31 protein-coding genes and 3 pseudogenes are annotated in these 25167 nt (G+C 60.5%); 20 read left to right on the top strand and 14 right to left on the bottom strand.

Translation table 11 applies throughout. The annotated features are described in order from the left end of the window. Nucleotide 1: 1 nt before the first annotated feature. From ccoO to ccoS, 6 genes are all read left to right on the top strand, one after another. Nucleotides 2–754, top strand: coding sequence for a cytochrome-c oxidase, cbb3-type subunit II (gene ccoO / locus FJ426_RS07265; protein WP_140824989.1), 753 nt, complete (start codon nucleotides 2–4; stop codon nucleotides 752–754). Between the two features lie 22 nt (nucleotides 755–776). Then, a complete protein-coding gene (locus FJ426_RS07260; RefSeq protein ID WP_140824985.1) occupies nucleotides 777–947 on the top strand; it encodes a cbb3-type cytochrome c oxidase subunit 3 in 171 nt (56 codons plus the stop codon). Further along, nucleotides 938–1819 carry a cytochrome-c oxidase, cbb3-type subunit III gene (ccoP, locus tag FJ426_RS07255; protein ID WP_140824981.1) on the top strand — a complete coding sequence of 294 codons (882 nt, stop codon included), beginning with the start codon at nucleotides 938–940 and terminating at the stop codon, nucleotides 1817–1819. The genes FJ426_RS07260 and ccoP overlap by 10 nt, the downstream gene beginning before the upstream one ends. 241 nt (nucleotides 1820–2060) lie before the next feature. Then, nucleotides 2061–2867 (top strand): DUF2189 domain-containing protein, encoded by an 807-nt coding sequence (locus tag FJ426_RS07245; RefSeq protein ID WP_140824977.1) that lies wholly within the window; start codon nucleotides 2061–2063, stop codon nucleotides 2865–2867. 15 nt (nucleotides 2868–2882) lie between these two features. Further along, entirely contained in the window at nucleotides 2883–5153 is a 2271-nt protein-coding gene (locus FJ426_RS07240; protein ID WP_140824973.1) for a heavy metal translocating P-type ATPase, read from the top strand. Further along, nucleotides 5150–5299: a cbb3-type cytochrome oxidase assembly protein CcoS gene (gene ccoS, locus FJ426_RS07235; protein WP_140824970.1), complete on the top strand. Its 150-nt coding sequence runs from the start codon at nucleotides 5150–5152 to the stop codon at nucleotides 5297–5299. The genes FJ426_RS07240 and ccoS overlap by 4 nt, the downstream gene beginning before the upstream one ends. A gap of 65 nt (nucleotides 5300–5364) precedes the next feature. Here ccoS and FJ426_RS07230 read toward each other — a convergent pair whose 3' ends face one another. From FJ426_RS07230 to FJ426_RS07205, 6 genes and pseudogenes are all read right to left on the bottom strand, one after another. Further along, nucleotides 5365–5553: a hypothetical protein gene (locus FJ426_RS07230; protein WP_140824967.1), complete on the bottom strand. Its 189-nt coding sequence runs from the start codon at nucleotides 5551–5553 to the stop codon at nucleotides 5365–5367. Nucleotides 5554–5668: 115 nt separating this feature from the next. Next, a protein-coding gene (locus FJ426_RS07225; protein WP_140825149.1) for an IS630 family transposase occupies nucleotides 5669–6617 on the bottom strand; the annotation gives its coding sequence in 2 pieces (ribosomal slippage) (nucleotides 5669–6280 and nucleotides 6282–6617; 948 coding nt in all). A 90-nt stretch (nucleotides 6618–6707) separates the two neighbouring features. Further along, nucleotides 6708–6980, bottom strand: a complete 273-nt coding sequence (locus tag FJ426_RS07220) for a DUF6455 family protein (protein WP_281405482.1) — start codon at nucleotides 6978–6980, stop codon at nucleotides 6708–6710. Nucleotides 6981–7172: 192 nt separating this feature from the next. After that, nucleotides 7173–7505 (bottom strand): annotated as a pseudogene (locus FJ426_RS31725) (cytochrome P450); the annotation flags it as partial. Between the two features lie 52 nt (nucleotides 7506–7557). After that, on the bottom strand, nucleotides 7558–8256 hold the full coding sequence (locus FJ426_RS07210) for a VIT family protein (protein WP_140824961.1): 699 nt from the start codon (nucleotides 8254–8256) through the stop codon (nucleotides 7558–7560). Between the two features lie 4 nt (nucleotides 8257–8260). Further along, complete coding sequence (locus tag FJ426_RS07205) at nucleotides 8261–8779, bottom strand: cytochrome b (protein ID WP_140824957.1); 519 nt, start codon at nucleotides 8777–8779, stop codon at nucleotides 8261–8263. 217 nt (nucleotides 8780–8996) lie between these two features. Between FJ426_RS07205 and FJ426_RS07200 the strand changes: the two genes are divergently transcribed. Genes FJ426_RS07200 through FJ426_RS07190 form a run of 3 tightly spaced genes read left to right on the top strand, consistent with a single transcriptional unit; the run spans nucleotide 8997 to nucleotide 12026 of the window. Further along, nucleotides 8997–9770, top strand: coding sequence for an FMN-binding protein (locus FJ426_RS07200; protein ID WP_140824954.1), 774 nt, complete (start codon nucleotides 8997–8999; stop codon nucleotides 9768–9770). A gap of 25 nt (nucleotides 9771–9795) precedes the next feature. Beyond that, nucleotides 9796–10518 carry an FAD:protein FMN transferase gene (locus FJ426_RS07195; RefSeq protein ID WP_246675502.1) on the top strand — a complete coding sequence of 241 codons (723 nt, stop codon included), beginning with the start codon at nucleotides 9796–9798 and terminating at the stop codon, nucleotides 10516–10518. After that, on the top strand, nucleotides 10515–12026 hold the full coding sequence (locus FJ426_RS07190; RefSeq protein ID WP_140824950.1) for an RnfABCDGE type electron transport complex subunit D: 1512 nt from the start codon (nucleotides 10515–10517) through the stop codon (nucleotides 12024–12026). The genes FJ426_RS07195 and FJ426_RS07190 overlap by 4 nt, the downstream gene beginning before the upstream one ends. Nucleotides 12027–12033: 7 nt before the next feature. On the opposite strand, the gene FJ426_RS07185 is transcribed toward FJ426_RS07190, so the two are convergent. The 3 genes from FJ426_RS07185 to FJ426_RS07175 are packed head-to-tail and all read right to left on the bottom strand — an operon-like array spanning nucleotide 12034 to nucleotide 14368. After that, nucleotides 12034–13377, bottom strand: a complete 1344-nt coding sequence (locus tag FJ426_RS07185; protein WP_140824949.1) for a HAMP domain-containing sensor histidine kinase — start codon at nucleotides 13375–13377, stop codon at nucleotides 12034–12036. Continuing rightward, entirely contained in the window at nucleotides 13377–14042 is a 666-nt protein-coding gene (locus FJ426_RS07180; RefSeq protein WP_140824948.1) for a response regulator transcription factor, read from the bottom strand. The genes FJ426_RS07185 and FJ426_RS07180 overlap by 1 nt, the downstream gene beginning before the upstream one ends. Beyond that, entirely contained in the window at nucleotides 14042–14368 is a 327-nt protein-coding gene (locus FJ426_RS07175) for a PepSY domain-containing protein (RefSeq protein ID WP_140824946.1), read from the bottom strand. Before FJ426_RS07175 ends, FJ426_RS07180 begins: the two co-directional genes overlap by 1 nt. Nucleotides 14369–14639: 271 nt before the next feature. Between FJ426_RS07175 and FJ426_RS31995 the strand changes: the two genes are divergently transcribed. Continuing rightward, complete coding sequence (locus tag FJ426_RS31995) at nucleotides 14640–14768, top strand: hypothetical protein (protein ID WP_281405481.1); 129 nt, start codon at nucleotides 14640–14642, stop codon at nucleotides 14766–14768. Between the two features lie 123 nt (nucleotides 14769–14891). Then, entirely contained in the window at nucleotides 14892–15359 is a 468-nt protein-coding gene (locus tag FJ426_RS07170) for a DUF2231 domain-containing protein (protein ID WP_140824945.1), read from the top strand. Between the two features lie 100 nt (nucleotides 15360–15459). Here FJ426_RS07170 and mgtA read toward each other — a convergent pair whose 3' ends face one another. Together mgtA and FJ426_RS07160 are read right to left on the bottom strand one after the other, a co-directional pair. Next, nucleotides 15460–18114 (bottom strand): magnesium-translocating P-type ATPase, encoded by a 2655-nt coding sequence (mgtA, locus tag FJ426_RS07165; protein ID WP_140825148.1) that lies wholly within the window; start codon nucleotides 18112–18114, stop codon nucleotides 15460–15462. Between the two features lie 5 nt (nucleotides 18115–18119). Next, nucleotides 18120–18272 (bottom strand): annotated as a pseudogene (locus FJ426_RS07160) (universal stress protein); the annotation flags it as partial. A gap of 194 nt (nucleotides 18273–18466) precedes the next feature. Between FJ426_RS07160 and FJ426_RS07155 the strand changes: the two are divergent. Together FJ426_RS07155 and FJ426_RS07150 are read left to right on the top strand one after the other, a co-directional pair. Further along, nucleotides 18467–18715, top strand: coding sequence for a lipoyl domain-containing protein (locus FJ426_RS07155; RefSeq protein WP_140824944.1), 249 nt, complete (start codon nucleotides 18467–18469; stop codon nucleotides 18713–18715). Between the two features lie 8 nt (nucleotides 18716–18723). Next, on the top strand, nucleotides 18724–19167 hold the full coding sequence (locus tag FJ426_RS07150; RefSeq protein WP_140824943.1) for a translational machinery protein: 444 nt from the start codon (nucleotides 18724–18726) through the stop codon (nucleotides 19165–19167). A gap of 83 nt (nucleotides 19168–19250) precedes the next feature. Here the strand turns inward: FJ426_RS07150 and FJ426_RS07145 are convergent, their stop codons facing one another. Both FJ426_RS07145 and FJ426_RS07140 read right to left on the bottom strand, forming a co-directional pair. Next, nucleotides 19251–19601: a cytochrome c gene (locus tag FJ426_RS07145; protein ID WP_246675501.1), complete on the bottom strand. Its 351-nt coding sequence runs from the start codon at nucleotides 19599–19601 to the stop codon at nucleotides 19251–19253. A 25-nt stretch (nucleotides 19602–19626) separates the two neighbouring features. Beyond that, nucleotides 19627–20013 carry a phasin family protein gene (locus tag FJ426_RS07140; protein ID WP_140824941.1) on the bottom strand — a complete coding sequence of 129 codons (387 nt, stop codon included), beginning with the start codon at nucleotides 20011–20013 and terminating at the stop codon, nucleotides 19627–19629. A gap of 234 nt (nucleotides 20014–20247) precedes the next feature. Here FJ426_RS07140 and FJ426_RS07135 point away from each other — a divergent pair, with 234 nt between their 5' ends. From FJ426_RS07135 to FJ426_RS07120, 5 genes and pseudogenes are all read left to right on the top strand, one after another. Beyond that, nucleotides 20248–20430, top strand: coding sequence for a hypothetical protein (locus tag FJ426_RS07135; protein WP_140824940.1), 183 nt, complete (start codon nucleotides 20248–20250; stop codon nucleotides 20428–20430). A gap of 30 nt (nucleotides 20431–20460) precedes the next feature. Beyond that, nucleotides 20461–20895 carry a DUF2267 domain-containing protein gene (locus FJ426_RS07130; RefSeq protein WP_140824937.1) on the top strand — a complete coding sequence of 145 codons (435 nt, stop codon included), beginning with the start codon at nucleotides 20461–20463 and terminating at the stop codon, nucleotides 20893–20895. Nucleotides 20896–20898: 3 nt separating this feature from the next. Continuing rightward, complete coding sequence (locus FJ426_RS32150) at nucleotides 20899–21333, top strand: phosphoribosyltransferase family protein (protein WP_348643697.1); 435 nt, start codon at nucleotides 20899–20901, stop codon at nucleotides 21331–21333. Nucleotides 21334–21358: 25 nt separating this feature from the next. Beyond that, a complete protein-coding gene (locus FJ426_RS32145; protein ID WP_348643696.1) occupies nucleotides 21359–21610 on the top strand; it encodes a hypothetical protein in 252 nt (83 codons plus the stop codon). 11 nt (nucleotides 21611–21621) lie between these two features. Then, nucleotides 21622–22068: pseudogene (locus FJ426_RS07120) on the top strand (pyridoxamine 5'-phosphate oxidase family protein). A gap of 80 nt (nucleotides 22069–22148) precedes the next feature. Here FJ426_RS07120 and FJ426_RS07115 read toward each other — a convergent pair. Then, nucleotides 22149–22985 (bottom strand): universal stress protein, encoded by an 837-nt coding sequence (locus tag FJ426_RS07115; protein WP_140825146.1) that lies wholly within the window; start codon nucleotides 22983–22985, stop codon nucleotides 22149–22151. A 170-nt stretch (nucleotides 22986–23155) separates the two neighbouring features. On the opposite strand from FJ426_RS07115, the gene FJ426_RS07110 reads away from it, so the two are divergent. Beyond that, nucleotides 23156–23554, top strand: coding sequence for a c-type cytochrome (locus FJ426_RS07110; RefSeq protein ID WP_140824934.1), 399 nt, complete (start codon nucleotides 23156–23158; stop codon nucleotides 23552–23554). A 46-nt stretch (nucleotides 23555–23600) separates the two neighbouring features. Next, entirely contained in the window at nucleotides 23601–25154 is a 1554-nt protein-coding gene (locus tag FJ426_RS07105) for a bifunctional aminoglycoside phosphotransferase/ATP-binding protein (RefSeq protein ID WP_140824930.1), read from the top strand. Nucleotides 25155–25167 lie beyond the last annotated feature (13 nt).

The following is a 25167-nucleotide window of genomic DNA, read 5'->3' as shown; positions in this document are numbered from 1 at the left end:
TATGCCTGAACTGTTCCATCGAAAGATTGAGCGGACGGCCGTTGGATTCCTTCTGGCCATCATCGCCGCCGCCAGCGTAGGCGGCATTGTCGAAATCGCGCCTCTGTTCACCATTCACGAGACGGTTGAAGATGCACCGGACATGCGTCTGTATACGCCGCTCGAGGTGGCGGGCCGCGACATTTACGTTCGCGAAGGCTGCTATGCGTGCCACAGCCAGATGATCCGTACTCTGAGCGACGAGGTCGACCGCTACGGGCCGTACTCGCTCGCTGTGGAATCGAGGTACGACCACCCTATGCTATGGGGATCAAAGCGCACAGGTCCGGACCTAGCGCGCATCGGCGGCAAATATTCCGACATCTGGCACGTGACCCATCTTTCAAATCCTCGCGCGGTAGTTCCAGAATCTAACATGCCGGCCTACGCATTCCTGGCGCGCACGCCATTGGAGGTGGACGATCTGGGCCTGCATCTTGCGACTCTGAAGGAAGTCGGCGTGCCTTATACAGACGACATGATCGACAACGCCGCGAGAGATGCCTTCGGACAGGCAACTCCCGATACCGATTTTGCCGCAGGCGTGACGAAGCGCTATGGCGACAAAACACAGGTAAGTGCTTTCGACGGCGTCACGACGGAGGTGACTGAAATGGATGCGTTGGTTGCATACCTGCAGGTGCTCGGGCGACTGACGGATGCCGCCTACAAGCAAACCGCGGCGCCGGAAAAGGCACCCGACACGCAGAACTGACGAAACTGACAGGTAACACATCATGGAGCTGAACCACGACACGCTCGTCGCGTTTTCGAAGAGTTGGGGTTTGTTCTACCTGATCGCATTCGCCATCGGCGTATGCGTTTATACGTTTTGGCCATCGAACAAGAAGCGGTTTCGCGAAGCCAAAAAGAACATTCTCGATCGGGACGATACACCATGGCAGTAGAGGAACTGGATCCCCTAACGGGTCGCGTGACGACCGGCCATGAATGGAATGGCATCAAGGAACTTGACACCCCGGTGCCGAGGGGCGTGCTTATCTTCTTGATCGTCACACACATCTTTGCGGTCATCTGGTGGTTTGTCATGCCGACATGGCCCCTCGGGACGACCTACACCAAGGGCCTGCTCGATACGGACCAGCGCAAGATCGTCGAAGAGAAGCTTGTTGAAGCGAATGCAGCGAGAGCGCCGTGGGTGGACGCGATCGAAAAATCGAGCTTTGACGAGATCCTGGCAAATCCTCGGCTCATGGAGGTTGTCAAAGAAACGGGTCATCGGCTTTTCGGCGACAACTGCGCGGCCTGCCACGGCCGCGACGGCAAGGGTGGCCAGAATTATCCCAACCTCACCGATCACGACTGGATATGGGGCGGTGGACCGGAAACGATCGCGGAGACAATGCGGATCGGCGTCAATTCCAGCAATCCGCAAAGCCGGGTATCGCAGATGCCTTCATTCGGGCGCGATGAGATGTTGGACCCTGTGCAGGTCAGGAACGTAGCCACCTACGTGCACTCACTCAGCAACCCCTCGGATTCCACGCCCGACAGCATCGCCACGATAGAGGCAGGCCGACAGGTCTTCCTCACCACCTGCGCTGCCTGCCATGGCGAAGATGCCAAAGGCAAAAAGGACATGGGGGCGCCAAATCTGACCGACCAGTACTGGATCTACGGTGGGGACCTGGAAACGATCGTCATGACTGTCCACGGTGGCCGCCAGGGACACATGCCCACCTGGGACGAGCGCTTGACCCCGGCCGAGATCAAGATTCTAGCGCTCTACGTCTATCAGCTCGGCGTCGAGAACCCCTGACGGGATGAACATGAAGGAACCATCTGCACAGAAGCGTCCACGCATTCCGCTACTACTATGGCTGCTGATCCCGGCCGCAGCGCTGCTTTTTTGTGGGGCGAACGCGCACCTGATCTATGTGGCATTCGCGTCGCAGCCGGAATGCGTAAGCCATCTGAAAGCGCCAGACCCAAGTACGGGTCGATTCAGGGCGGCGAATTCTGACTGCTGACAGCAACGGATGCAATCGTGAGGTAGAAAAATGAGCGATGCCAACAAGCCCTACGGATTGCTGAACCAATTGTCAGGCATCGAGGAGACTCGCAGTCCCGAGCGTCAGCGTCACTTGCCGGCCAGCACGGCATTTGCCTGGCTCGCAGCGGGCTGGCGTGACCTCATGGTCGCGCCAGGACTGAGCCTCGCCTATGGGCTGTCGGTGTTCATCGTTTCCATCGGTTCCGTCTGGACAATGTTCGCTCTTGGTTGGGACTATATTCTATTTCCGGCCCTCGCCGGCTTCATGATCGTGGCGCCAGCCGTGGCGGTCGGGCTCTACGCGAAGAGCCGAGCCATCGAAGAGGGCGAAGTGCCGACGCTGGGTGGGATGCTGCGCGTCAAGCCTAGTGCCGGTGCCCAGATCTTCTTCACCGGGGTTCTCCTTTGCCTGCTCATGCTTTTGTGGATGCGCGCGGCGGTCTTGCTCTATGCGCTGTTCTTCGGCGTGCGGCCATTTCCTGGGTTGGACCATATAGTGGGAATGCTTTTCACGACCCCGATGGGCCTCGCCATGCTTGTCGTCGGAACGCTCGTCGGCGGGCTGTTCGCCGCCTTCGGCTTCGCAATCAGCGTCTTTTCCGTTCCCATGCTGCTAGACCAGCGCACCGATGCGCTTACGGCGATGGCATCCAGCATGGCTATCGTATGGAACAATCTTCAACCAATGATCCTGTGGGGAGCTGTCGTGCTCGCCCTGTTCGCAGTGAGCGTGGCAACGGCCCTGGTCGGGTTGATCGTCATCTTCCCGCTGCTTGGCCATGCCACCTGGCATGCCTACAAGTCGATGCGGTGAGAGTGGCTGAGCACAATGTCCTGCTGCACACCGGCTGACGCCAGACTCGAAATCGAAGCCTCGCGCTCAGTCGCGCTAGAGGAGGTCATTCTCGCCAGCCGCGATCTCGGCGACGGCACGCGCCAGTCGGACCTTTCAGTACCGGGCATGCACTGTGGGGCTTGCATTGCGGCCGTCGAAAAGACGCTGTCAGCGCTCGAAGGCGTGGCCAACGCGCGCGTTAATCTTTCCACGAGGCGGGTCGCCGTCCGGTGGCGTACGGTCGACGGCGCCGCTCCGGACCTGATCGGCACGTTGGGAAAGATCGGCTACCCGGCGCACCTGTTTTCTTTCGACGCCGACGCAAAGGACCCGGAACTGTCGCGCCTCCTCAAGGCGTTGGCCGTGGCGGGCTTCTGCGCCATGAACATCATGCTGTTGTCGGTGTCGGTATGGTCCGGCGCCACCGGACAGACACGGCAGGCGTTCCATTTCCTCTCGGCGGCTCTGGCGCTTCCAGCCATTCTCTATTCCGGCCGTATTTTCTATGCCTCCGCCTGGTCGGCGGTTCGTCACTTCCATACGAACATGGACGTGCCAATCTCGATCGGGGTGATGCTCGCTTTCGCTCTGAGCTTTTACGATACCATTCACGACGCGCCCTACGCCTATTTCGACGCAGCGACGACCCTCCTGTTCTTCCTTCTGATCGGGCGCACACTCGATCATATGATGCGCGAGAAGGCGCGATCCGCAGTCGCTGGACTTGCCCGGCTTGCGCCCATCGGGGTCACAGTCGTTGCGACGGATGGAACGAGACATTACGTCGCGACGACGATGATCGAACCCGGAACGACCCTCTTCATCGCTCCCGGGGATCGCATCCCGGTCGACGGGGTCGTGGAGACCGGAAACTCCGAGCTCGACTGCTCTCTGGTTTCGGGCGAAAGCGCGCCTCTTACGGCGTCAACGGGGACCGCGCTCCGGGCTGGCCTGATGAACCTCACTGGCCCGCTCACGATGAAGGCTACCGCGCGGGCGGAAGACTCCTTCCTGGCCGAAATGGTCCGGATGATGGAAGCTGCCGAAGGCGGACGGGCCCGTTACCGCCGGCTGGCGGATCGGGCTGCTGCGCTCTATTCGCCTGTCGTCCATACGATCGCCCTGCTATCGCTGGTCGGCTGGCTCTTCGCCACCGGCGACTGGCATCGCTCGATAGCCGTCGCCATCTCTGTTCTCATCATAACCTGCCCCTGCGCGCTCGGTCTTGCCGTTCCCATCGTTCAAGTCGTTGCCGCACGGCGCCTCTTTGAACTGGGTATCATGGTGAAGGATGGCTCCGCACTCGAGCGTCTTGCCGAGGCTGACACCGTCCTGTTCGACAAGACCGGAGTGCTCACTGTCGGAAAGCCAATTCTCGCCAATGCAGCCGAGATCGCGCCGGCTGCCCTTGGCATTGCCGCCGCCATCGCAGCCGGGTCCCGACACCCATCTGCCACGGCGATCGCGGCTGCCGGAGTGGGCCGGCCGGCACAATCCTTTGCTTTCGATTGCGTACAGGAGATACCGGGCCTCGGCCTGGAAGCCAACGCACAAGGCACCGTCTATCGTCTTGGTCGCCATGATTGGGCGACTGGCCGCAGCGCGCAAGATGAACAAAACTCAGCATCGGTCGCTGTATTGACGAAAGGCGAGCAGTGGTTGGCGACGTTCTTGATCGAGGACGATGTCCGCCCTGGTGCAGAACAGGCAGTCCGCGCTCTCAAGAGTGCTGGATTGCAAGTGGGTATCGTTTCTGGCGACCGACGGCAGCCGGTACAGATGCTGGCGAGGCGGTTAGATATCGACCAAGTCGAGGCCGAGTTGCTTCCGGCCGAAAAACTCGCCCGCATCGAAGAGCTTGCTGGTTGCGGCAGCCGGGTTCTGATGGTCGGAGACGGGTTGAACGATGGGCCAGCGCTGGCCGCCGCCCACGTCTCCATGGCGCCAAGCACGGCGGTCGACATTGGCCGAAACGCCGCTGACTTCGTTTTCCTTACCGAGAGTCTTTCGGCCGTGACTCAGGCTCTCGGTATCTCAAAAAGGGCCGAGAAATTGATCCGGCAGAACTTTGCGCTTGCCGTCGCCTATAATGCCTTGGCAGTGCCGATAGCCGTTGCGGGCTACGTGACTCCGCTCTTGGCAGCTCTTGCAATGTCGATGTCGTCGCTGCTGGTGGTGGCGAATGCAATGCGACTGCGGCCCAATGTTCCAACCGCACCCGTGACGCGCCCTCGCCTCTCGATGCACGTGGCTGCCGGCCGATGAATTACCTCGTCGTCCTCGTTCCCGTCGCCATCCTACTGGGCTTAGCCGGGCTCGCGGCTTTCCTTTGGTCGCTGCGGGCTGGGCAGTACGAAGATTTGGATGGCGCGGCGGAGCGAATCCTCCACGACGATGAGGACAACCCATAGGAGCTTGATCGCTTGATCGCTTGATCGCTTGATCACTCGATGACGCGGGACCGTCCGCATCAGCCCTAAACGTTGCCTTGGCAATTGTGCCTGCCGCTTGGTGGGCAATCGCTTGTTGCCGCGGAAAGGTCGGCCCACTCGATGGCGTAGCCCGCCAGTTCGACCAAGGTCTCCTTGGTGCCGAGGGCGGCAACCTCACCGCTCGCCGCATCGGCCCAGCATTCGTCTGCGAGGTAGCTGATCGGCGCATTCATGCAGGAATAGTTGGCCCCGCTCGGCCGTTGGTCGGCATCAACAGAGCGAACGGCGCGACCCAGTCAATGCGATCTCTGCAAGCAGGCAATATTCTCAAAGGGCATCTAGAGCCTTTCACGTTTTGACGGAAGCGTAGCCGGCTTTTGCGAAGTAGTTCTTGCATTCGGCGGCCTCGATTGTTTCGACGAGGTGGCCGATGTGGCGCCACGTGTCCTCGACGGTGCGTTTCTGAGCTTGGCGCATCCAGTGTTTGATCTTGGCGAAGGCCTGCTCGATCGGATTGAGGTCGGGCGAGTAGGGCGGCAGATACCAAAGCCTGGCGCCGGCAGCTTTGATCATCTGCCTGATGGCCGCTGACTTATGGCTTCCCAGGTTATCCATGACCACGATGTCGCCGGGCTTCAGCACGGTGATGAGCTGCTGCTCGACATAAGCACGGAAGCACTGGCCGTTAATTGGTCCGTCGAAGACGCAAGGTGCAGTGAGCCGATCGCAGCGCAGCGCGCCGAGGAAGGTCAGCGTGCGCCAGTGGCCGTGCGGAGCCAGGCCGCGCAGCCGCTTGCCCTTCGGCCCCCAACCGCGCAGTGGAGCCATGTTGGTCTTGATCCAGGTCTCGTCGATGAAGACCAGGCACTGCGGATCGAGACCGGCCTGCCAGGACCGCCATCGTTGGCGCCTGCGGGTAACATCGGCGCGTGCCTGCTCAAGGGCGAACAGCGTTTTTTTTGAAGCTCAGGCCCTCGCGGCGCAGGAACAACCACACCGCGTTGTGCGAGACCTTGACCCCGCGACCGGCCAACTCATCCTTCAGGCCGTGTAGCGTCAGATGCGGCGTCTCACGTATACGTGCCTCGATGAAGGCACGGTGCGGCTCCAGCACCCTCTTGCGATGTCCACCCATCTTGCCAGGCGCAACCGAACCAGTCGCCCGATGGCGCTGCAACAACTTTACCGCAGCGGAAATCGAAATGCCAAACCGTTTGGCGGCCGAGCGGCGGCTCTCGCCGCCCAAAACCGCCGCCACCACCCGCTCGCGAAGATCATCGGAAAAAGGTCGCGTCATCAGATGCTGGCCTCCACTCCAGCCAGCATCTTGAATCACAAAACCCACAAATCGGGAATCCCCTTCGATTCCATCAAGCCGTGAACCGCTCTAGAAATTTGGCCTGCATTCCCTGAAGAACCCGGCGTTCGGGCAGAATTCGGCGAGGCCGGCAAGATCGCTGCCACGTTCCAGCCAATCGCGGCAGTCGCGGTGAAAAGAGCAGCCCAGGCACGTGTTTCGCGCGTCCGCCATCACCGTTCCGCCGCATTTGCGGGCCGCCACGAGCGGATCGACGCGCATCCGCTCCATGATGAGCTCCATGAGCGCGAATTGCCGCCAAACCCTCTCGGACTGCGACCACTGTCGTTGACCAGACCGCATGATGATCTTCCCCTGCCGGAGCGACCGCTTGTCCCTACCCTATCCGCAAACGCCCCGCAGTTCGATGTGTCGCGTCGCCGCGCCCGCCAAAGCCGGGGGCGCTGCCTTCCAATATCGTGGCGTCCTCGCGCATCCATTCGACAGCAGCGGCCGCACCGGCCTCACGCCGCCGCGCTTCCAGCAATTCGCTCCGTCAAACTCGAGCGCGATGGCAGACACTGCATTCGTGTCTCTGGCCAAAGTGGCCTCATGGTTCTTGCGCACCCACAGGAGCATCGGCTCATAGAGGCTTGCAGGCCAACCGAGAAAAGCGCACTGGATTTGCAATGTGAATAGCTGGGCAAGCTGCGTCACTAGATCGATCCCCACGCCTCATTCCAGCCCTGATACGAGTCCGGCTAAAATTGTTCGGCAAGACGGTTCGAAATCTTCCACGCCTTCGAGCTCGAAATGGCGCTCGACCAGCTGCCGGTATGCAGTGTACTGAGGCGGGTCCATGCCGCTTGGCACCGACAGATGGCTGGAACTTGAGCGTCTCGGCTCGCGCTTTAGAGGAAGTCTAAAGTCGCACACTGGCTCAGATGGCGGCAGTACCAACGACGGCACCGATGCCGGCCGTCAGAGCCATGGCAAGCGCACCCCAGAATGTAACACGGACTGTTGCCCTCAGCACATTGGCGCCGCCGGCCTTGGCCCCAATGGCACCCAGCACTGCCAGGAACAGGAGCGAGGCAACAGACACCGTCGCGACAAGCCAGGCGGCCGGCGAAACAAGCGCCATCGCCAATGGCATGGCCGCGCCAACCGAAAATGCCGCCGCAGAGGTCAGCGCGGCCTGGATCGGTCTGGCTGTCGTCACCTCCGAAATACCGAGTTCGTCACGCGCGTGGGCGCCAAGCGCCTCCTTCGCCATCAATTGGTCGGCGACCTGCAACGCCAGCGTTGGCTCGACGCCACGTTTGACATAGATGTCCGCAAGTTCCTGTCGCTCGAAATCTGGCTGCGTCGCCAGTTCCCCTTTCTCACGCGCAAGGTCGGCTTGTTCGGTATCGGACTGCGAACTGACCGAGACATACTCGCCGGCCGCCATCGACATCGCGCCGGCGACCAGTCCGGCTACGCCGGCAACCAAAACGTTGGAGGCCGCAGCGTTGGCTGCCGCCACGCCAACGATGAGGCTAGCCGTCGACACAATGCCGTCATTGGCGCCAAGCACTGCGGCGCGCAGCCAGCCGACGCGGGATACAAGATGGTTTTCCGTGTGAAGGCGGCTCATGACGTCACCGCGCGCGCCGACCCGCAGGTCGCAGCATTCTGACGAACACGTCCGATTTGACAAAGAAATGCTGCCACAAGGCCGCTGCCGCATGGAGGCCGACGACTATGATGATCACCGGCTTGGCGAGTTCATGGAGCGTCCCCATGGCTCCGAAGCCGAAGTACCATGCCATGACCCCGGTGATCGGCATGCCGAAAATGAAAAGGTACAGCAGGAAATGGGCGGCAGCCGCAATGCGCTTCTGCAGGACGCTTTCTTCGGCCGGCGCCGCCGGCACACCATGCCTCAGGCGGATCGCGATCCGCCAGGTTGCCAGCACCAAGACCGCCAAACCGACATAGACATGAACATTCGCGTTGAAGATGTCAGGGGCTGCCGGCTCGGTGCCGCGCGAAAACGCCCGATAAGCCGGTTTGATGTCCTCACCTATTACCAGTTGCAGGACGACTAGCACCGCGATTGTCCAATGCAGCAGTATCTGGGTCACGGTGTATCTGGTCGGCTCGTTGGCAACAGTCATAGGCAGCACTCTCGCTTCAGAGAACCTTCCTACCCCGCTGCTTATGCGACAATCTTGATCTGGGACAAGTCAATTTGCAGCAGCCCCTTGAGCTTTTTCGCGGCCTTTCGCAGCTCGACCTCGGCTGACAGCCAGTTGTCAGCTTGGTCGTGGGATATTGCATGACGCGAGCCAGATGGATCGCCCCTGCAAGGCTCAATGTGGAAACATATTTTCGATGAAGCAGATCGCGCTGTCGCTTTTCGTGGTCGCCGCCTCCGGCGCCTATGTCTGGGATCAGGCTGGCAAACGCCCCGCCGATGACGTGCTCGGTTCGGTGCTGCCGGCCGACGCGGCAGAGGCGCCCGCCGCGAAGCCGGCCGAGCCGGCACTCGCCAGGGTCGCGCCGATATTTCAGATCCAGCCGGAGCCCTTTGGATCCCAAGTCACAACGAGGCTCCCGAATACCCGAGAAACGACGGCTGGCGTTGGAGTTGTCGCCGAGAGGCCAAACGGTCCGGTGATGCAAACGGTGGATCCGGCCACCTCGCTGCCACCGTCAGCGCCGCCCAAACAGGCGGCTGCGCTGGTTGTCAACGCGCCCGCGCAGAAAGCGCCGTCCTTCGCTGTCACGCCTGCCGTCTACATACCCATCCCTCAGCCGCGACCGGCATACACGGACGGGTCAGCGCGCGTTGTTCGGGTCGGCATGAAGCTCGCCGTCCAGGGCTATGCCGACGGCGTCTATATCGGACCCGCCGCCGATGCCTACTACGGCATCATCCAGGTCCAGGCCCTCGTAAAAGGCGGGCAGCTTACAGCACTGAAAGTGCTGAAATACCCCTCCGACCGGCGCACCTCCATTAGCATCAACAGGCAGGCTCTACCCATGCTGCGTGACGAAGCGATCAGCGCCCAAAGCGCCAATGTCGACATTATTTCGGGCGCGACGCTAACCAGCAGGGCTTTCATCCAGTCGCTGCGCGGCGCGCTGAAGAAAGCGTCGTCCTAGTTCCATGCGCGAAACGCGAATTTTGATGGGCATGCCCATTACGGTCGACGTCGGCGGCGCGTCTAACGCGGAGCTGATCGACACGGTCTTCGGCTATTTCAAGCACATCGACCGGCGCTTCAGCACATACCGGGCCGACAGCGAGATCACGGCCATCAATCGCGGCGACGTTCCGGTCGTCGACTGGAGCGGCGAGATGATTGAGGTCTTTGCTCTTGCCCGACAGACGAAAGACGAGACGGACGGATATTTCGATATTCGCAAGGCCGATGGGTCGCTCGATCCTTCCGGCATCGTCAAGGGCTGGGCCATCCGCAATGCGGCCGGGATTGTTCAGCGAGCCGGCGTCAGTGATTTCTTCATCGAGGCCGGCGGCGATGTTCAGTCCTGCGGCAAGAATGCTTCGGGTAAGGACTGGAGCGTCGGCATCCGCAATCCCTTCAATACCGACGAGGTCATAAAGGTCGTCTACCCCCGCGGTCGCGGTGTGGCGACCTCCGGCACCTATGTCCGCGGTCAACACATCTACAACCCGCACGGGATTGGGAATTCTATCCAGGACGTCGTCAGCCTGACCGTCATCGCCGCCGATGTGCTCGAAGCCGATCGCTTCGCCACTGCTGCCTTCGCGATGGGCAGGGACGGCATTCTATTCATCGAGCGGACGACAGGCCTCGAGGGCTATGTCGTCGACGCCAATGGCCGTGCCACACCGACAAGCGGGTTTGGAGCCCTTTGCCTGCCATGATCAAGGCCATCGACCGATTTCTCGATCACCTGACCATGTATCGGCTGGTCTTCTACTATCTGATAGCGCTGGTCAGCGCGGCGTTCGGGCTCGGCTTCGTCAAGCTGGTGCCACATGATCCTATCGCACTCGCCTTCACGACAGCGCTGGCGCTGGCGGCCTGCTGGATCACCAACAAGATCTTTGCGCGGGTCTTCGAGGTTCCGGCCAACAACGAGTCCGTCTACATCACAGCCCTCATCCTGGTTCTCATCCTCGACCCAGTGGCCGTTAGCGACCTCAAGGGGATCGCGGCGGTGGCATTCACGTCCGTCTGGGCGATTTCATCCAAATTCATTCTCGCGGTCGGCAGGAAGCATCTCTTCAATCCGGCGGCGTTGGGGGTGGCACTGTCCGCGCTGCTGCTCGACCAACCGGCCACCTGGTGGGTCGGGGGCACTCTGCCGTTGCTCCCCCTTGTGCTCATCGGCGGCATGCTAATTGTGCGGAAATTACGCAGGCTTGACCTTGTCTCGACCTTCATTGCCATGGCGCTGGCGACCATTATGGCGACCTCCGACCCGTCGCAGTATTGGACGGCGCTTGCGGAGACGCTGGGTTCGTCGCCGCTGCTGTTCTTCGCCTTCGTGATGCTGACCGAGCCGCTGACCGCGCCGACGATGCGTTGGCCGCGCATCGCCTTTGCCGCCATCACCGGCTTTCTGTTTGCTCCCGACATCCATATCGGCTCGTTCTATTTCACGCCGGAACTGGCGCTGCTCGCCGGCAACCTGTTTGCCTATGCAGCGGGCCCCAAAGGACGGTTCGTGCTGACCTTGGAACGCATCGAGCATTCGGCTGCGGACAGTTTTGACTTCATCTTCCGCTCACCGCGCAAGCTTGCCTTCGAGGCCGGCCAGTATCTCGAATGGACGCTTGGCCTCGATCATGCCGACAATCGCGGTAATCGCCGTTATTTTACGGTTGCCTCAGCGCCGACGGAGGAAACCGTCCGTCTCGGCGTCAAGTTCTATCCGCAATCAAGCGCCTTCAAGCGCGAATTGATGACCATGAAGCCAGGCAGCACGATCCACGCCGCCCAACTGGCTGGCAATTTCACGCTGCCCGCCAAGCGTGAAACCAAGATCGCTTTCCTGGCCGGAGGGATCGGCATCACGCCGTTCCGCTCGATGCTGCAATATCTGCTCGACCGCAAGGAGCGGCGACCGATCGTCATCCTCTACGGAACCGAAAGCCAACAGGACATCGCTTATCGCGACGTACTCGACGCCGCCAGGCAGGAACTTGGAATCAAGACGATCCACGCCGTAGCGCGCGGTTGCGAGCGCGGCCAATATCCCGGGTACATCGACGAGCGCCTGATACGTCTGGCTATACCCGACTTCCCCGATCGGACGTTTTACATTTCCGGCCCGCAGGCCATGGTCAAGACCTTGCGCCAGACGCTGCTGGCCATGGGCGTTCGCCGTTCGAGAATAAAGGTCGACTACTTCCCAGGCTTTGCTTGAAGTACGCTCAACTGTGTCGCGGCAAGGAAATGGTCACGACCAGACCCGGATCGGCGTTGGTCATGGCGAGGCATCCGCCATAGGCTTCGACGATGTCCGAAACGATGGCAAGGCCAAGGCCGCTGCTGCCGCCCTTGCTGTCGAGTTGGACGCCGCGCGACAAAGCGGATTCGCGATCCGCATCCGGTATTCCGGGTCCGTCATCGGTGACAGCGATGATCGCCTCGCCAGCGGCGTCGGATGCATCGACTCGGACCGACGACTTTGCGTAGCGTGCGGCATTCTCGACCAGATTCCCCAGGATTTCAGAAAGATCGCCTTCGTCGATTGGCGCCGTCAGATTCTCCGTGACGTCCAGAGTGAATGAAAGTTGCTTGCCGCTTGGCGTTCGTTTGACGACGGCAATGACGCCGGTTGCGACGTCCGACACCCGGCAGGATGCCTTGCCGGAAACGCCGGGCGCGAGGCGGGCGCGTGCGAGCTCCCGTTCGACATGGCGCCGGATGGCCGCGGCACTCTTCTCGATCTCGTCGGCCAGCTCCGCCTCGCCTTTTTTTCTCAACGCACGAATATCGGCCGACAGGACCTGCAGCGGCGTCTTGAGCCCGTGCGCCAGATCGGTGGAACGCGAACGGGCTCGCGCAAGTGCCTTTTCCTGGGCATCAAGAAGACGATTGATTTCGTCGGCGAGCGGCTGCACCTCGCTCGGTGCCGCCTCCTCCAGCCGCGCCGTCCGTTGCGCGATCACGTTTCTGACGGCTACCCTCAAGGTCTCCAGCGGAGCAAGGCCGACGGTGATCTGGATGAAAAACGCAGCCATAAGAGCCCCAGCAAGCATCAGGAGGGCCGGAGCAAGATCGCGAACATATTCGCTGACAGACACTTCCACGGTTCGATGATCTTCCGCCACGATAGCGCGAAACGACCGGCCGCCGGCGTCGATGATCGTGCGCTCGACCGCAATGCTGAGTTCCCCACCAGGACCCTTGAATTCTTCGATTTTCCGTAGCTTGCCGCCCGTGCTCTGGGCAGGCAGGACGAGCTTGGCATCCCACAACGATCGCGAGCGCTCGATAACGCCAGTGGCGACATTCTCGACCTGCCAATAGTAACCGGACAAAGGATTGGCAAAGCGCGGATCGGTCAGAACCGGGGTCACTACAAGGCTGCCGTCGCTTGCGAAGGTCGTCGCGCCGATCAGCTCATTGAGGTCGATCGTCAGCTCGCCCACCACGCGCCGCTCGACGTGAAGTTCGAACAGATAGCGCAGGCCGGCGCCGGCGATGGCGAGCGCGACAAGAACCGAGATGGTTGCGGCCAACCACAGCCTGAAGCGGATCGAGTTGCCCATCAGGCGAGATCATCGGGCATTAGATACCCGAACCCGCGTCGCGTTTCGATGACATCCCTGCCAAGCTTCCGTCGCAGCCGCGCGACAATGACCTCGATTGTGTTCGGATCGCGGTCGTTTCCTGAATCGTACAAATGCTCGGCAAGTTCCGTCGGCGCCACCACCCGCCCGGCGTGATGCATCAGAAACGCCAGAAGCCGGTACTCCAGCGGCGATAGGGAAACGGGAATGCCGCGAAGCGATATCCGCATCTGGCGCGTATCCAGAAGCAACGGGCCAGACTTCAACACGGGTGCCGCCTGCCCTGCTGAGCGACGCAGGATTGCGCGTAGCCGGGCGAGCAGTTCTTCCATTTCAAAAGGCTTGGGAAGATAGTCGTCAGCACCAGAGTTTATGCCCTCGACACGCTCCGTCCACATGCCCCTGGCGGTGAGGATGAGAACCGGAAACCGTCGGGCGTTGGCTCGCCAACGTTTCAGGATCGTTAGGCCATCGAGCTTCGGCAATCCGAGATCCAGGATCGCGGCATCATAATTCTCAACATCGCCTGCAAACCATGCAGCTTCGCCATCCTTTACGACATCGACCGCCATTCCGGACGCCTTGAGGGCGGTCGCGATATCGGCAGCGATACGGGGCTCGTCCTCGGCCAGGAGAATCTTCATCAGTCGCCCTCGCCGTCGCGCATGATGACACCGGCACCAGCGTCGACATCGACAGTCTTTCGCCGGCCATCGGTGTCGACGACCTGGAACCGGTAAACCCATTTGTTGGCCTTGCGGATGAGATCGACTGCGACGATATCGCCTGGGGCCTGCACGCGAACGATATCGAGGATATTGGCCAGGCCCCTTATTTCGCCGTGCTCGTAGAGGTCTCGCGCCCGGTCGTGGTCGCCATCGTCGTCCTCGTCGGCGCGCGCGGCCAGGGGCTGGGCCAGGACGAGCCCGGCCAAGCCTGCCATCGCCAGGCGCTTTAGAATGGCTCTCATGAACGGTGCCTGTCGCACGTCGAAGCTTTCAATCTGCTGACAATCGCCGTCAGCCGACAGCAAGCAGAGGTTCTCTATCAGGATCGTGGCGTCCAATCATGGCCGCGCCAAGAAAGGTATCGAAACCATGCGCAATTCAATGCTTCTGCTAGCTGTATTCGCGGGCCTGGCGAGCTTTGCCCTGCCGGCGGCTGCTCAATCCGACGAGGGGTCATGTGGAGCGTCGTCCTCGGTAGCGCCCTCCGGGCCGATCGACCTCGAGGCCATACCGATGCAGAACACGACCACCCCGAAGGCCATCAAAGGTGTTGGCGATGATGAATGCAGTGACAACCTCGTCCTCGGCAGAGCCGCTCTCGGCGGCGAGGGCAAGGGCGAAGCTCCTGGAGACGATGACTGAACCTTCCAACGGCTGTTCGCTACCTTCATCGATGTCGCCGCGCCGCGGACGCTGCCCGCCCACCGAACGCCTCATCCTGCACGGCCATGTGCTTCTAGTCCGACCTCCGGAGATTCTCGTACCATGATACCAGTCCAGCATATTCATCCCATGCTCGTGCATTTTCCCATTGTCCTCATCTACACACTGGCGGTGATCGACCTTGTGGCGCTCGCCCGCGGCAACGCGGTAACAAGGCGTTCTGGCGCGGGGACGATTTCTACTTTTGTCGCGCTCGCAGCCGGGGTTTTCGCCATTGGAACCTGGTTCTATGGCGGACTCGCTCTCGATCATGCCGAAGCGGCCGGCTTCAGCAGCGACATAGCGGAGATTCACGAGAGTCTTGGCGGCATCACGGCCTTCGCCTTTCTGATTTGGGGCATCGTCAGGCTCGCCTTGTGGGTCCGCAATCGCGAGCTGGGGCCAGCGGCTATCGCCGTTCCTGTGATCGAAATCGCAGGGGCAGTGCTTGTGACCACTACAGCATACTACGGTGGCCTGCTGGTCTACGATCTCGGCGTGAATGTCTCCAGGGCCGCAATCGGCGGCTAACGTGTCGGATTGACTTGCGGACCGTCGATGGGCTGGTCTCACGGCCTTTCGATGGCCCGCAGTGGGCTGTATGGCTGCATTTCTTGCCATGCCTGAAGTCTCACTCATGAGCAACTCTTTGGGCATGGGTCGGACGGGGTACGGTTCTATTGGCGTGGGTCCGCCCTGATCCCGATCGATGCGAGTGTCTGCTCTCACGATCAAAGAACCAGCGCTTGGTTACCTCCGAGGCCAACAGATAGAGCGTGGTGATCGAAACGAGTCCAACAAGCACGGGCAGCGGCAGCGGCACAAAGCCGAAGCGCACTGTTGCGGGCACGTAAGGTATGATGACCGCAACAGCCGCCACTGCGAGCGTAAGCCATGCAAGCAGAAGGCTAGGACGGCTCGCCCAGAACGCCTTGTGCGTGCGCACGATGAGCACGATGGCGAGCTCTGTCAGCAGTGACTCGACGAACCATCCAGTCTGGAAGGCAGCCGCTGTCGCATGTGCAACAAACAGCAAAAAAGCGAAGGTTGCGAAGTCAAATAGCGAACTGACCAAACCAAAGCCGATCATGAATCGCCTGACAAAGCCGATGTCCCAGCGATGCGGTCTGCGCAGTTGGTCTGCGTCGACATTGTCGCCGGCGATAGCCAACGAGGGAATGTCCGACAGGAAGTTGTTGAGCAGGATCTGCGCTGCCAGCAGCGGCAGGAAGGGCAGGAACAGCGAGGCGACGGCCATGCTGATCATGTTCCCGAAATTGGCGCTGGTCGTGATGGAGATATATTTCATCGTGTTGGCGAAGGTCTTGCGGCCGTCGTCAACACCGCGCACCAGTACGCCCAAATCCTGTTTGAGAAGGATAATGTCGGCAGCCTCGCGGGCGACATCGACTGCCGAGTCGACCGAGATGCCGATGTCGGCCTCGTGCAAAGCGGGCGCATCGTTGATGCCATCGCCCAGATAGCCGACGACATGGCCCCGGCTCCGGAATGCCTGAACGATGCGCTCCTTCTGGTTGGGATCGATTTCGACGAAGAGATCGGTGTGCTGCACGCTTGCGAAAAGCGCGCTCTTCGTCAGCTTCGACAGGTTCTCACCGGTCATGATCTTGTCAGCTCGCAAGCCGACCGCGTCGGCGAGATGCGCGGCGACGTAACGGTTGTCGCCCGAAATGACCTTTACCGCGACGCCACGGCGGGCGAGTGCTGCAAGTGTCTCCCCAACGCCTTCCTTTGGCGGGTCGAGGAAAAGCAGGAAGCCCGCGAAGGAGAGATCGATCTCATCTTTTCTGCTAAATGCATTCTGGCTTTCAAATCGACGGATTGCCACGCCTAGAACGCGGTAGCCGTCCGCGCTCCAGCGCCGGAATTTCTCATCGATTGCCGCACGGTGCGTCTCATCGAGGGGCTCCAGCCCTCTCACCGTACAGACAAAGCTGCAGGTTTCGAGGACATTTTGTACGGCGCCCTTCGTGATCAGGAGATCGTCGGCATCCTTGATCCGGACAACAACGGATAGCCGCTTGCGGATGAAATCGTAAGGGATCTCGTCGACCTTCGTGACGACGACCGATGATGCGCCCTGATCCGGTGCACCAGCGATCGCTTCGTCCAGCGGGTTCTTCAGTCCGGTCTGCATGGTCGCATTGAGACGTGCCCAAAGCAGGATATCCGTCGACGGATTGCCGTCGACATCGAGCCATCCATCGAGGTGGATGACGCCTTCGGTCAGTGTTCCGGTCTTGTCGGTGCAAAGCAGATCCATGCTGCCCAAATTCTCGATGGCATCGAGACGGCGCACGATGACGCCATTGGCCGCCATCGCCCGGGCACCTCGAGCAAGCGTCACGCTGATGATCGCCGGAAGAAGCTCCGGCGTGAGGCCAACCGCGAGTGCAAGCGAAAACAGCAGTGATTCAATCAGCGGTCGATGGAGCATCAGGTTGGCGAAGAACACCAGGATGACAATCGCCAGCATGATCTCGGTCATCAGATAGCCGAACAGCCTGATACCCTGGGCAAACCCTGTTTCGGGAATTTGTCGCTCCAAGGCCGCAGCGATGGATGCAAATTCGGTGCTGGTGCCGGTGGCTACCGCAAGCACGGTTGCAGTGCCACTGCGGACCGATGTGCCGGTGAAGACCGCATTGGTGCGCTGTGCGAGGGAAGCCTCTGGCAACGCCCGTCCTGGTGCCTTCACGACAGGAAAGGTTTCACCCGTCAGCACGGCCTCGCTGACATTGAAATCGCGTGCGCCCAGGATGATACCGTCCGCGGGAATGAGGTTTCCGGCGGAAAGCCGGATCACATCGCCCGGCACGATATCTTCGGCAGCAAGCGAGCACTCAATACCATCACGCAGCACGACAGCCTTGCGCGAAATGCGCTGTCTCAGCGCTTCCGTGGCACGCGACGCGCCGTACTCCTGGGTAAAGCTGAGGATGCAGCTTGCCAGCACAATCGCACCAATGATTGTAGCCTCCTGCCCCTCGCCGACGAAAGCCGACACGGTGGCCGCGAAAATAAGGATCAGGACCAGTGGGCTGCGGAATTGCCGGACAAAGACGGTCAACGCCGACGTGCCGGACCGCGAAGCCGGCGTGTTTCGGCCGAACTTTGCAAGCCTGGATGCGGCCTCGGAAGTGGCAAGGCCCAAGGCAGACGTCTCGAGGCGTCGCAGGAGGTCATTGGTCTCGATCGACCAATAGGCACCGCCGTCGGGAATGGATTGCTGGTCAACTTCGCCGGGTACGGTACGGGAGATCATCAATAGCCGTCGCCAGTCGCGACCAGTGGCGGGACATCCGCTGCCGCCAGACCGATAAGACGGGCTCCAAATCGCTCCGCAAGCTCGATCCCCAATTTCACCATGGCCGCGGGAGGTGCATCCACGGCAAGGTTCACGATAATCGACTTGTAGGACATAGCCGGCGCCTTTCGATGATGCGGTCGAATGCATGATGAAGTGCACCCGCTGGCACTCGACGCCTTGATGCCGGTCAAACACGTGCCGATTGCGGGCCACCTTCGAGAGGGCTCGCATCCTGTTTGCTCATTGATCGTGATCAAGGACCGCCGTGGCGACGGGAATATCATTCGACCGCATAAGGAGAATTGCGATGCAGTATATCAAGGTCGACGAAGCGCTATGGGCGTCCAGCATGTTGCCCGAGGGCATTCTGGAGCGTTGGTTCATTGACAGCGGTGACGATATCGAGGCCGGTGAGCGAATAGCCGAAGTTCGAATTGAGGACGCGCTGCACGAGATTGTCGCGCCGGCAGCTGGCCGCGCGACGATCGTTGCCACAGCGAATGCCGTCATCGAACCCGGCTCGATCCTGGCAACGCTGGAGTCTCAGTCCGCGTGAGGCAAGCGGTGCCTCACCGCGTCGATTGCGCGCATCCCCCAACAAAAAACTCAAGGATCCATAGACATGCAGACCAACATGCCGTCGCCTGGCTGGACCATCGCGAAGCCAAGGTGTTTTTCTTCAATCGTGAGGCAGCCGAGAGCCTGAGGCTTGCCACCACGCTTGCGCATCACCAGACCCACAACAAGGCAGGCACCGTCGACGGCAAGCGTGCACCGGAAAACCAGTCCTTCTACCACGACGTCGTCGACGCCCTGCAGCCTGCGAGGGAATGGTTGATCGTGGGGCCGGGATCGGCAAAGGATGAACTGGCCAAGCATATCCGCGACCACCATCCCCACTTGAACGATCGCATTGTCGGCATCGAACCGGCGGATCATCCAACGGAGGCCCAGATCGTGGCGCATGCGCGAACGTTCTTCCGTGCCGCCGACCGAATGTTGCCCTAGTTCGGTCTGGGGCTGCTCTGCTGGGGCCGCGATCGGCCCGCAGAGCCGTCAGGCTCGGGCGCCTGCCGTCTCAGTGGCCTCGATCACGGTTGCTGCAAGCTGCTGATATAGGCGATGATTGCCTCGATCTGGTCGGGGCTGGCAACCCACTCAGGCATGTCCGGATGGCCGGTCGAAATGCCTTCGGCGAGTGCTTCCTCGAGATCCGCAATCGGATAGCGCTTCGACAGGGCGCGAAAGGCGGGCGCGTCGGGATGGCTGCTCTTGTCGGTTTCTCCAATGGCGTGGCAGCGAGCGCAATTGACTTCCACCAACGCCTTTCCATGTTCCGTTACGCCATCGGCCAGGGCTGGCAGTAGGGAGCCAAATAACGCCGCCGCCAGCGCGGAAACCCGTAGACGACCTTCACCAGCACTGCTCATACAGGCGTTCATGGTTGCTGGCCTCCGCATTTCCAATCTACGCGACTGTCTTCGCCGCCACGTCCTCGATAGCGGTTCTAGTTTCCTTGCGCACGCGCCTAGCCGTTTCCGAAGCGAGCTTGGAGGTCAGTGCCGCAACCTTGCCGGCTTCCGTGGCGTATTCCGATGCTGCATTCTGCAGGAAGGTGGAGAAGATGTCGAAGGCGTCGTTGAACTCGGAACCGTCGATGAGATCCTCGGCAAGCTTAACATCCTGCTCGTAACGATGTTTCAGAAACGCGAGCGTTTCAATCTGATAGCGCATCATCGCCTTGAAGGTGTGAGCCTGAAGAGACGCGGCAGCGAGAATGAGCTTCTGGCCATTTTCCGCTATCGGCAAGGGTTGCATGCCGAATTGCGACGGCTCTGGATGGGTCTGCATCATTGGTTACTCCATTGTGAGGCGGCAAACAAAATGCCCACCAGACAACGCTACCGCCATTCGCCGTCAGGTCGTTGATCAGGATCAACAGGCGCATGACCTTTGCCGGAATGCACGGGCAATCGAGCGCCGTCTGGTCTCGTTGCCGTGTTTGACGCGCATCAAGGCCCTTGCCCCTTCTTCGTGGCTAGGTCGCTTCAACCGCAAAAGGGCTGCCGCGATGACTTTCAGACGATCATGGTTCAACTGGACGTGGACGCAATCGCCGCACCGCTCATCTCGATGGCGTGGGATCTCGCTCAACGGCATGAGGCCGATTTGATCGGCTTCTGTGCGGCCGACGCGGGCGAGAAGCCTTGTCTGGGGCGCACCATTCAAGGATTTGATCCTGCTCAATGCTCTTGGCTTTCTGCTGCCTAAAAATAGAACTCAAATCTTAGGAGCATCGCCATGGGGCATTGTTCTCACACATCCTTTGCCGGCTTCACCCACGCTGCCCAGCAGGCGCAGCAGTGGGTCAACGAGCTTGCCAGGGATCTTTGCTGGAGCGAACCGAGCGCGTGCCGCCTCCTGAGGTCAGTTTTGCATACAGTGCGAGACTGGCTGTCGCTAGCGGAAACGGCCGATCTCTCGCCGCAATTGCCTGTTTTGATTCGTGGCATCTACTTCGAAGGCTGGAATCCATCGGGGCCTGCGTGCGAGCGCAAGAAAAGTGATTTTGTCCTCAGCGTCAGAACCAGTTTCGGCTATGATGACGACGTCGATTTCGATGTCGCTATCAACGCGGTGTTCAAGCTTCTCGACCGTCATATTTCGCGCGGCGAAATTGTACAGGTCAGAAACTCGATGAAGAAGTCGCTTCGAAAATTGTGGCCGGTGGATTGACCGATGTTCCGCGACCGGGAAGAGGCTGGAGCGAAGCTTGGCATGGAGCTGAGCAAGCTTCAACTGCACCAGCCTGTCGTGCTGGCATTGCCGCGAGGTGGGGCTCCTGTCGCAGTGGAGGTGGCCAAGGCTCTCAACGCTCCTCTCGATCTGCTCATCGTCCGCAGGGTCGGCGCCCCAGGCAATTCCGAACTGGCCGTTGCTGCAATCGTCGACGGCCAGCCTGGGGACGTCGTGTTGAACCGTGAGATCGTCGAGGCTTACGCGCTCGACGATGACGAGCTTCGTGTCTTGATCGCCAAAGAACGTCCTGAACTTGAACGCAGGTGCCTTGCGTATCGAGGCAACCGGCGGCCCCTGTCGATCGCCGGCAAGACAGCGATCATAGTGGATGACGGTGCAGTGACCGGTACAACAATGAAAGTCGCGCGCTCTTAGGCGCCGGTCACCGCGGGAAATCATCGTGGCTCTTCCTGTTTCACCGCAGGAGACAGTAGCCGAACTGGCACAGGAAGCGGATCGTGTGGTTTGCCTCAGTCAGCCAGAACAGTTCCATGCCCTGAATTACCATTACCTTCGGTTTCCTCAACTCTCCGACAGCGATGTCGCCGCTGCGATGGACGAGGCTGTTCGGTCGCAAAAAGCCGGACAGCACCGAAGTGCACAACACGCCGTTGGCGATGGTTCAAAGACACGGGACAACCGCGAGAAATAGGAGATCACGTCATGCTGATCCGCACGCTTTCTGCCTTGGAGTGCACCAAGATACCGACAGCCAATCGTCTTGGCCGACTGGCATGCGCTAACGACGGGCAGCCCTACGTCGTGCCCTTCTACTACGCCCATGCGGATGCTCATCTTTACGCATTTTCCATGCCGGGCAAGAAGATCGAATGGATGCGCGCCAATTCGTTGGTGTCCGTCCAGGTCGACGAACATGGCCAAGGGCGAGGATGGAGAAGCGTCGTCGTCGACGGCTGATACGAAGAGTTGCCTGATCGGATCGGCCACAAGCTTCAGCGGGATCATGCCTGGTCGGTATTGAGCAAGCATACGGACTGGTGGGAGCCGGGTGCACTCAAGCCGGTCGCTCCTCCCACGGCCGACAGTGCACCGCATGTCTTCTTCCGTATCCTCATCGAGCACGTGTCCGGACGAGAAGCAAGCGAGTAGGTCGCTCGACCAATCGATTGCGGGAAATGGGATGGGCCGGCGCAATCAGCGCCGGCCCGTTTTTCGGTGACGTGGATTTGTTATCGTGCCATCAGGATCGGCAGCGATTGATCGTCAAGCATCGACTTCGTGACGCCGCCGAAAATGCGCTCGCGCAACCGGGAATGGCCATAGGCGCCCATGACCATCAGCTCGGCCCCAACGTCGCCGGCATGTTGGCGAAGCACGTCGGCAACCGAATGGTTCGCGCTCGGCAGTCGTTCGACCGTAACCTTCACGCCGTGTCGGGCGAGATAGGCGGCAGCATCGGCGCCTGGCTCCTCGCCATGATGGAACTCATTTTCAACTGGATCGACGATGACTAGGTGAACCCCTTCGGCATCTTTCAACATATCGAGCGACTCGCGGACGGCGCGCGATGACTCAAGGCGGGAGTCCCAGGCAACCAGGATGCGTTTCGGCTTCAACGTCGGGCGCGAGCCATCGGGAACGAGCAGAATGGGCTTTCCCGATGAAAACAGTGTTCCCTCGATGACTTTGTCCTTCAGCGCATGGCTTGCCAGCAGATCCGGTCCCAGAATGGTCAGGTCGGCGTAGCGGGCGCGCCTTCCGATGACGTCGTCTGCCCATCCCATGTCGGGATAGTCGTCACTCAGATCAGCAGACACGGCGCTCTGGGCGAGAAACCCTGCGACGTTCGCAATTCGTTTCTCAAGCCTTTTCAACTCCGCCTGCCGATCCTCAAGCCAGGCGGGCGAGACAATAGCGGCATACTCACCGCCCGAGGGCGGTGCGGCCAGTTCGAGCACCAGCACGGAGAGATGAGCGCCGACCTGTTCGCAAAGGTTGGCGGCGAGCTTCAGATCGCCCTCGCCCTGGTTCGGTCCGGTAACCGTAAGCAATGTCTTGAACGCCATGATTGCAACTCCTCGCTCGAGTGAAGGTTCACTCGGTGTCGAAGCCATAGCCGATGGGGCCACCGCGTTCATTGCGCTGAATCAAACACCTTATGCGCGGTGTTTGATCCGCATCAACGTCGTGGCAAATCAGAACTGTAGGGTTCAACCGATCAATCGGGTCAACGCCAATGAAACTCCTGGTCGCGGCGGCTCTCGCAGGCATGACCTTCCATACGGCCTGTGCCCAGGATCTCGGCGATGGCAAGGCCGAATACATGAGTTCGTGCGCCGTCTGCCATGGGTCGGACGGCAAGGGCGATGGACCTTTGGGTGACGAACTGGTGAAGCGGCCGAGCGACTTGACGCGCCTCTCCAGGCGCAATGGCGGCGAATTCCCCTACTGGCGCGTCTATGCCGTGATCGACGGCCGCGCCACGGTGCCGGCGCATGGCGAGCGCGACATGCCCGTGTGGGGCAGCCAGTTCCTGCCTGCCGACATGAAGAAATACGGCCCAAACGCCGGCGAAATCGTCACCAGGGAACGGATCCAAGAATTGGCAGGTTATGTCCAGACACTGCAGCAATGAGCGTAGATGGCGGAACGAATTTCGGAATACACTGGGAAGGCCGGCCATGATCGTCGACGATCAGCAAGCCGCCGTCGCGTTTCTGCTTGATCCTGCTTCCTATCGCGCCACCGGGCCGGTCGAGGCGATTGAGACCCATATCTCGCATATTTTTTTAATCGATGAACGCGCCTACAAGATGAAGCGGGCGGTCAAGCTGCCCTATGTCGATTTCTCAACGCCAGCCCTCAGGCTGGCCGCTTGCGAGAAAGAGGTGGAACTCAACTCGAAGACCGCATCCGGCCTTTACCTGGGGGTGCGTCAAATCACACGCGAAGCCGATGGCAAAATGGCTTTTGACGGCGCGGGGCAAGTGGTCGACGCGACGATCGAGATGATCCGCTTCGATCAGTCCAAGCTTCTCGATCGCATGGCCACCACCGGAGAATTGACGCCGGCGCTAATGACTGCAGTCGCGCGCATGATCGTCGGCTACCATCGTGCCGCGCCGACGATCCGCAATGGCAGTGGTTCATCCAATCTCGCCGGCGTGCTTGACATAAACGAGGCCGGCTTTGCCACCAGTCATGTCTTCAAAAAAGCAGAGAGCGGGACCTTTGCCGAGGCCTTTCGCGCGGTCCTCGCCCGACACTCCGGATTGCTCGACAACCGCGAAGCCGCGGGCAAGATCCGCCGCTGCCATGGCGACCTGCATTTGCGCAACATCTGCCTTTTCGACGGCGAGCCACGCCTCTTCGATTGCATCGAATTCAACGACCAGATCGCCAGTATCGACGTCCTCTACGATCTTGCCTTCCTGCTGATGGACCTTTGGCATCGCGGTTTTCCGCAGCTCGCCAACCTTGTGATGAACCGCTATCTCGACGAAACCGACGACGAGGACGGGTTCATCCTGCTGCCCTTTTTCATGGCGGTGCGCGCTGCCGTGCGCGCCCACGTCACAGCAACCCAGGTCGAGGAGGGGAGTGCTGGTTCCAACAAATTGACTGCCGAGGCCAGATCCTATTTCGACCTTGCCCAAGCATTGCTCCAGAAAACGCCTCCGCGGCTCGTCGCTATCGGTGGCCTGAGTGGCTCCGGCAAGACGACCATTGCCGAGGCGCTCGCTGCCCATATCGGCGCGCCGCCCGGCGCCCGCATTGTCGAAAGCGATCGCATACGCAAGGCCATGTATGGCGTCCCGGCCGAGACCAGGCTGCCGGACAGAGCCTATCGACTGGAGGTTTCCAACCACGTTTACAGCGAAATGGCATGGCGCGCCGGCCTGATCCTTTCGCAGGGCGGCTCGGTCATCGCCGATGCCGTCTTCGACAGGTACACCGACCGGAAGCGGATCGAGAAGGCGGCGCGCAGCCGGGCTATCAGATTCTTCGGATTTTGGTTGGAGGCAGACCCACTTGTCCTTTTGCAGCGGGTTGGTGAACGCAAGGGCGGTCCTTCAGACGCCACCATGGATATTCTCTCGCGGCAATTGCAGCGAAATGCCACCGCTTCTAGCTGGCAGAAGATCAACGCCGATCGAAAGCTCGCCGACACTGTCGCGGAATTGAGAGAGGTTTCCGAGGGCAATAGTTCCAAAGCCATGCGCACAGGCTCCTGACCGCGGCCGGGCG

The sequence above is a fragment of the Mesorhizobium sp. B2-6-4 genome, from assembly GCF_006441495.1.
GTDB lineage: Bacteria > Pseudomonadota > Alphaproteobacteria > Rhizobiales > Rhizobiaceae > Mesorhizobium.
This window is presented reverse-complemented; position numbering and strand designations above follow the sequence as displayed.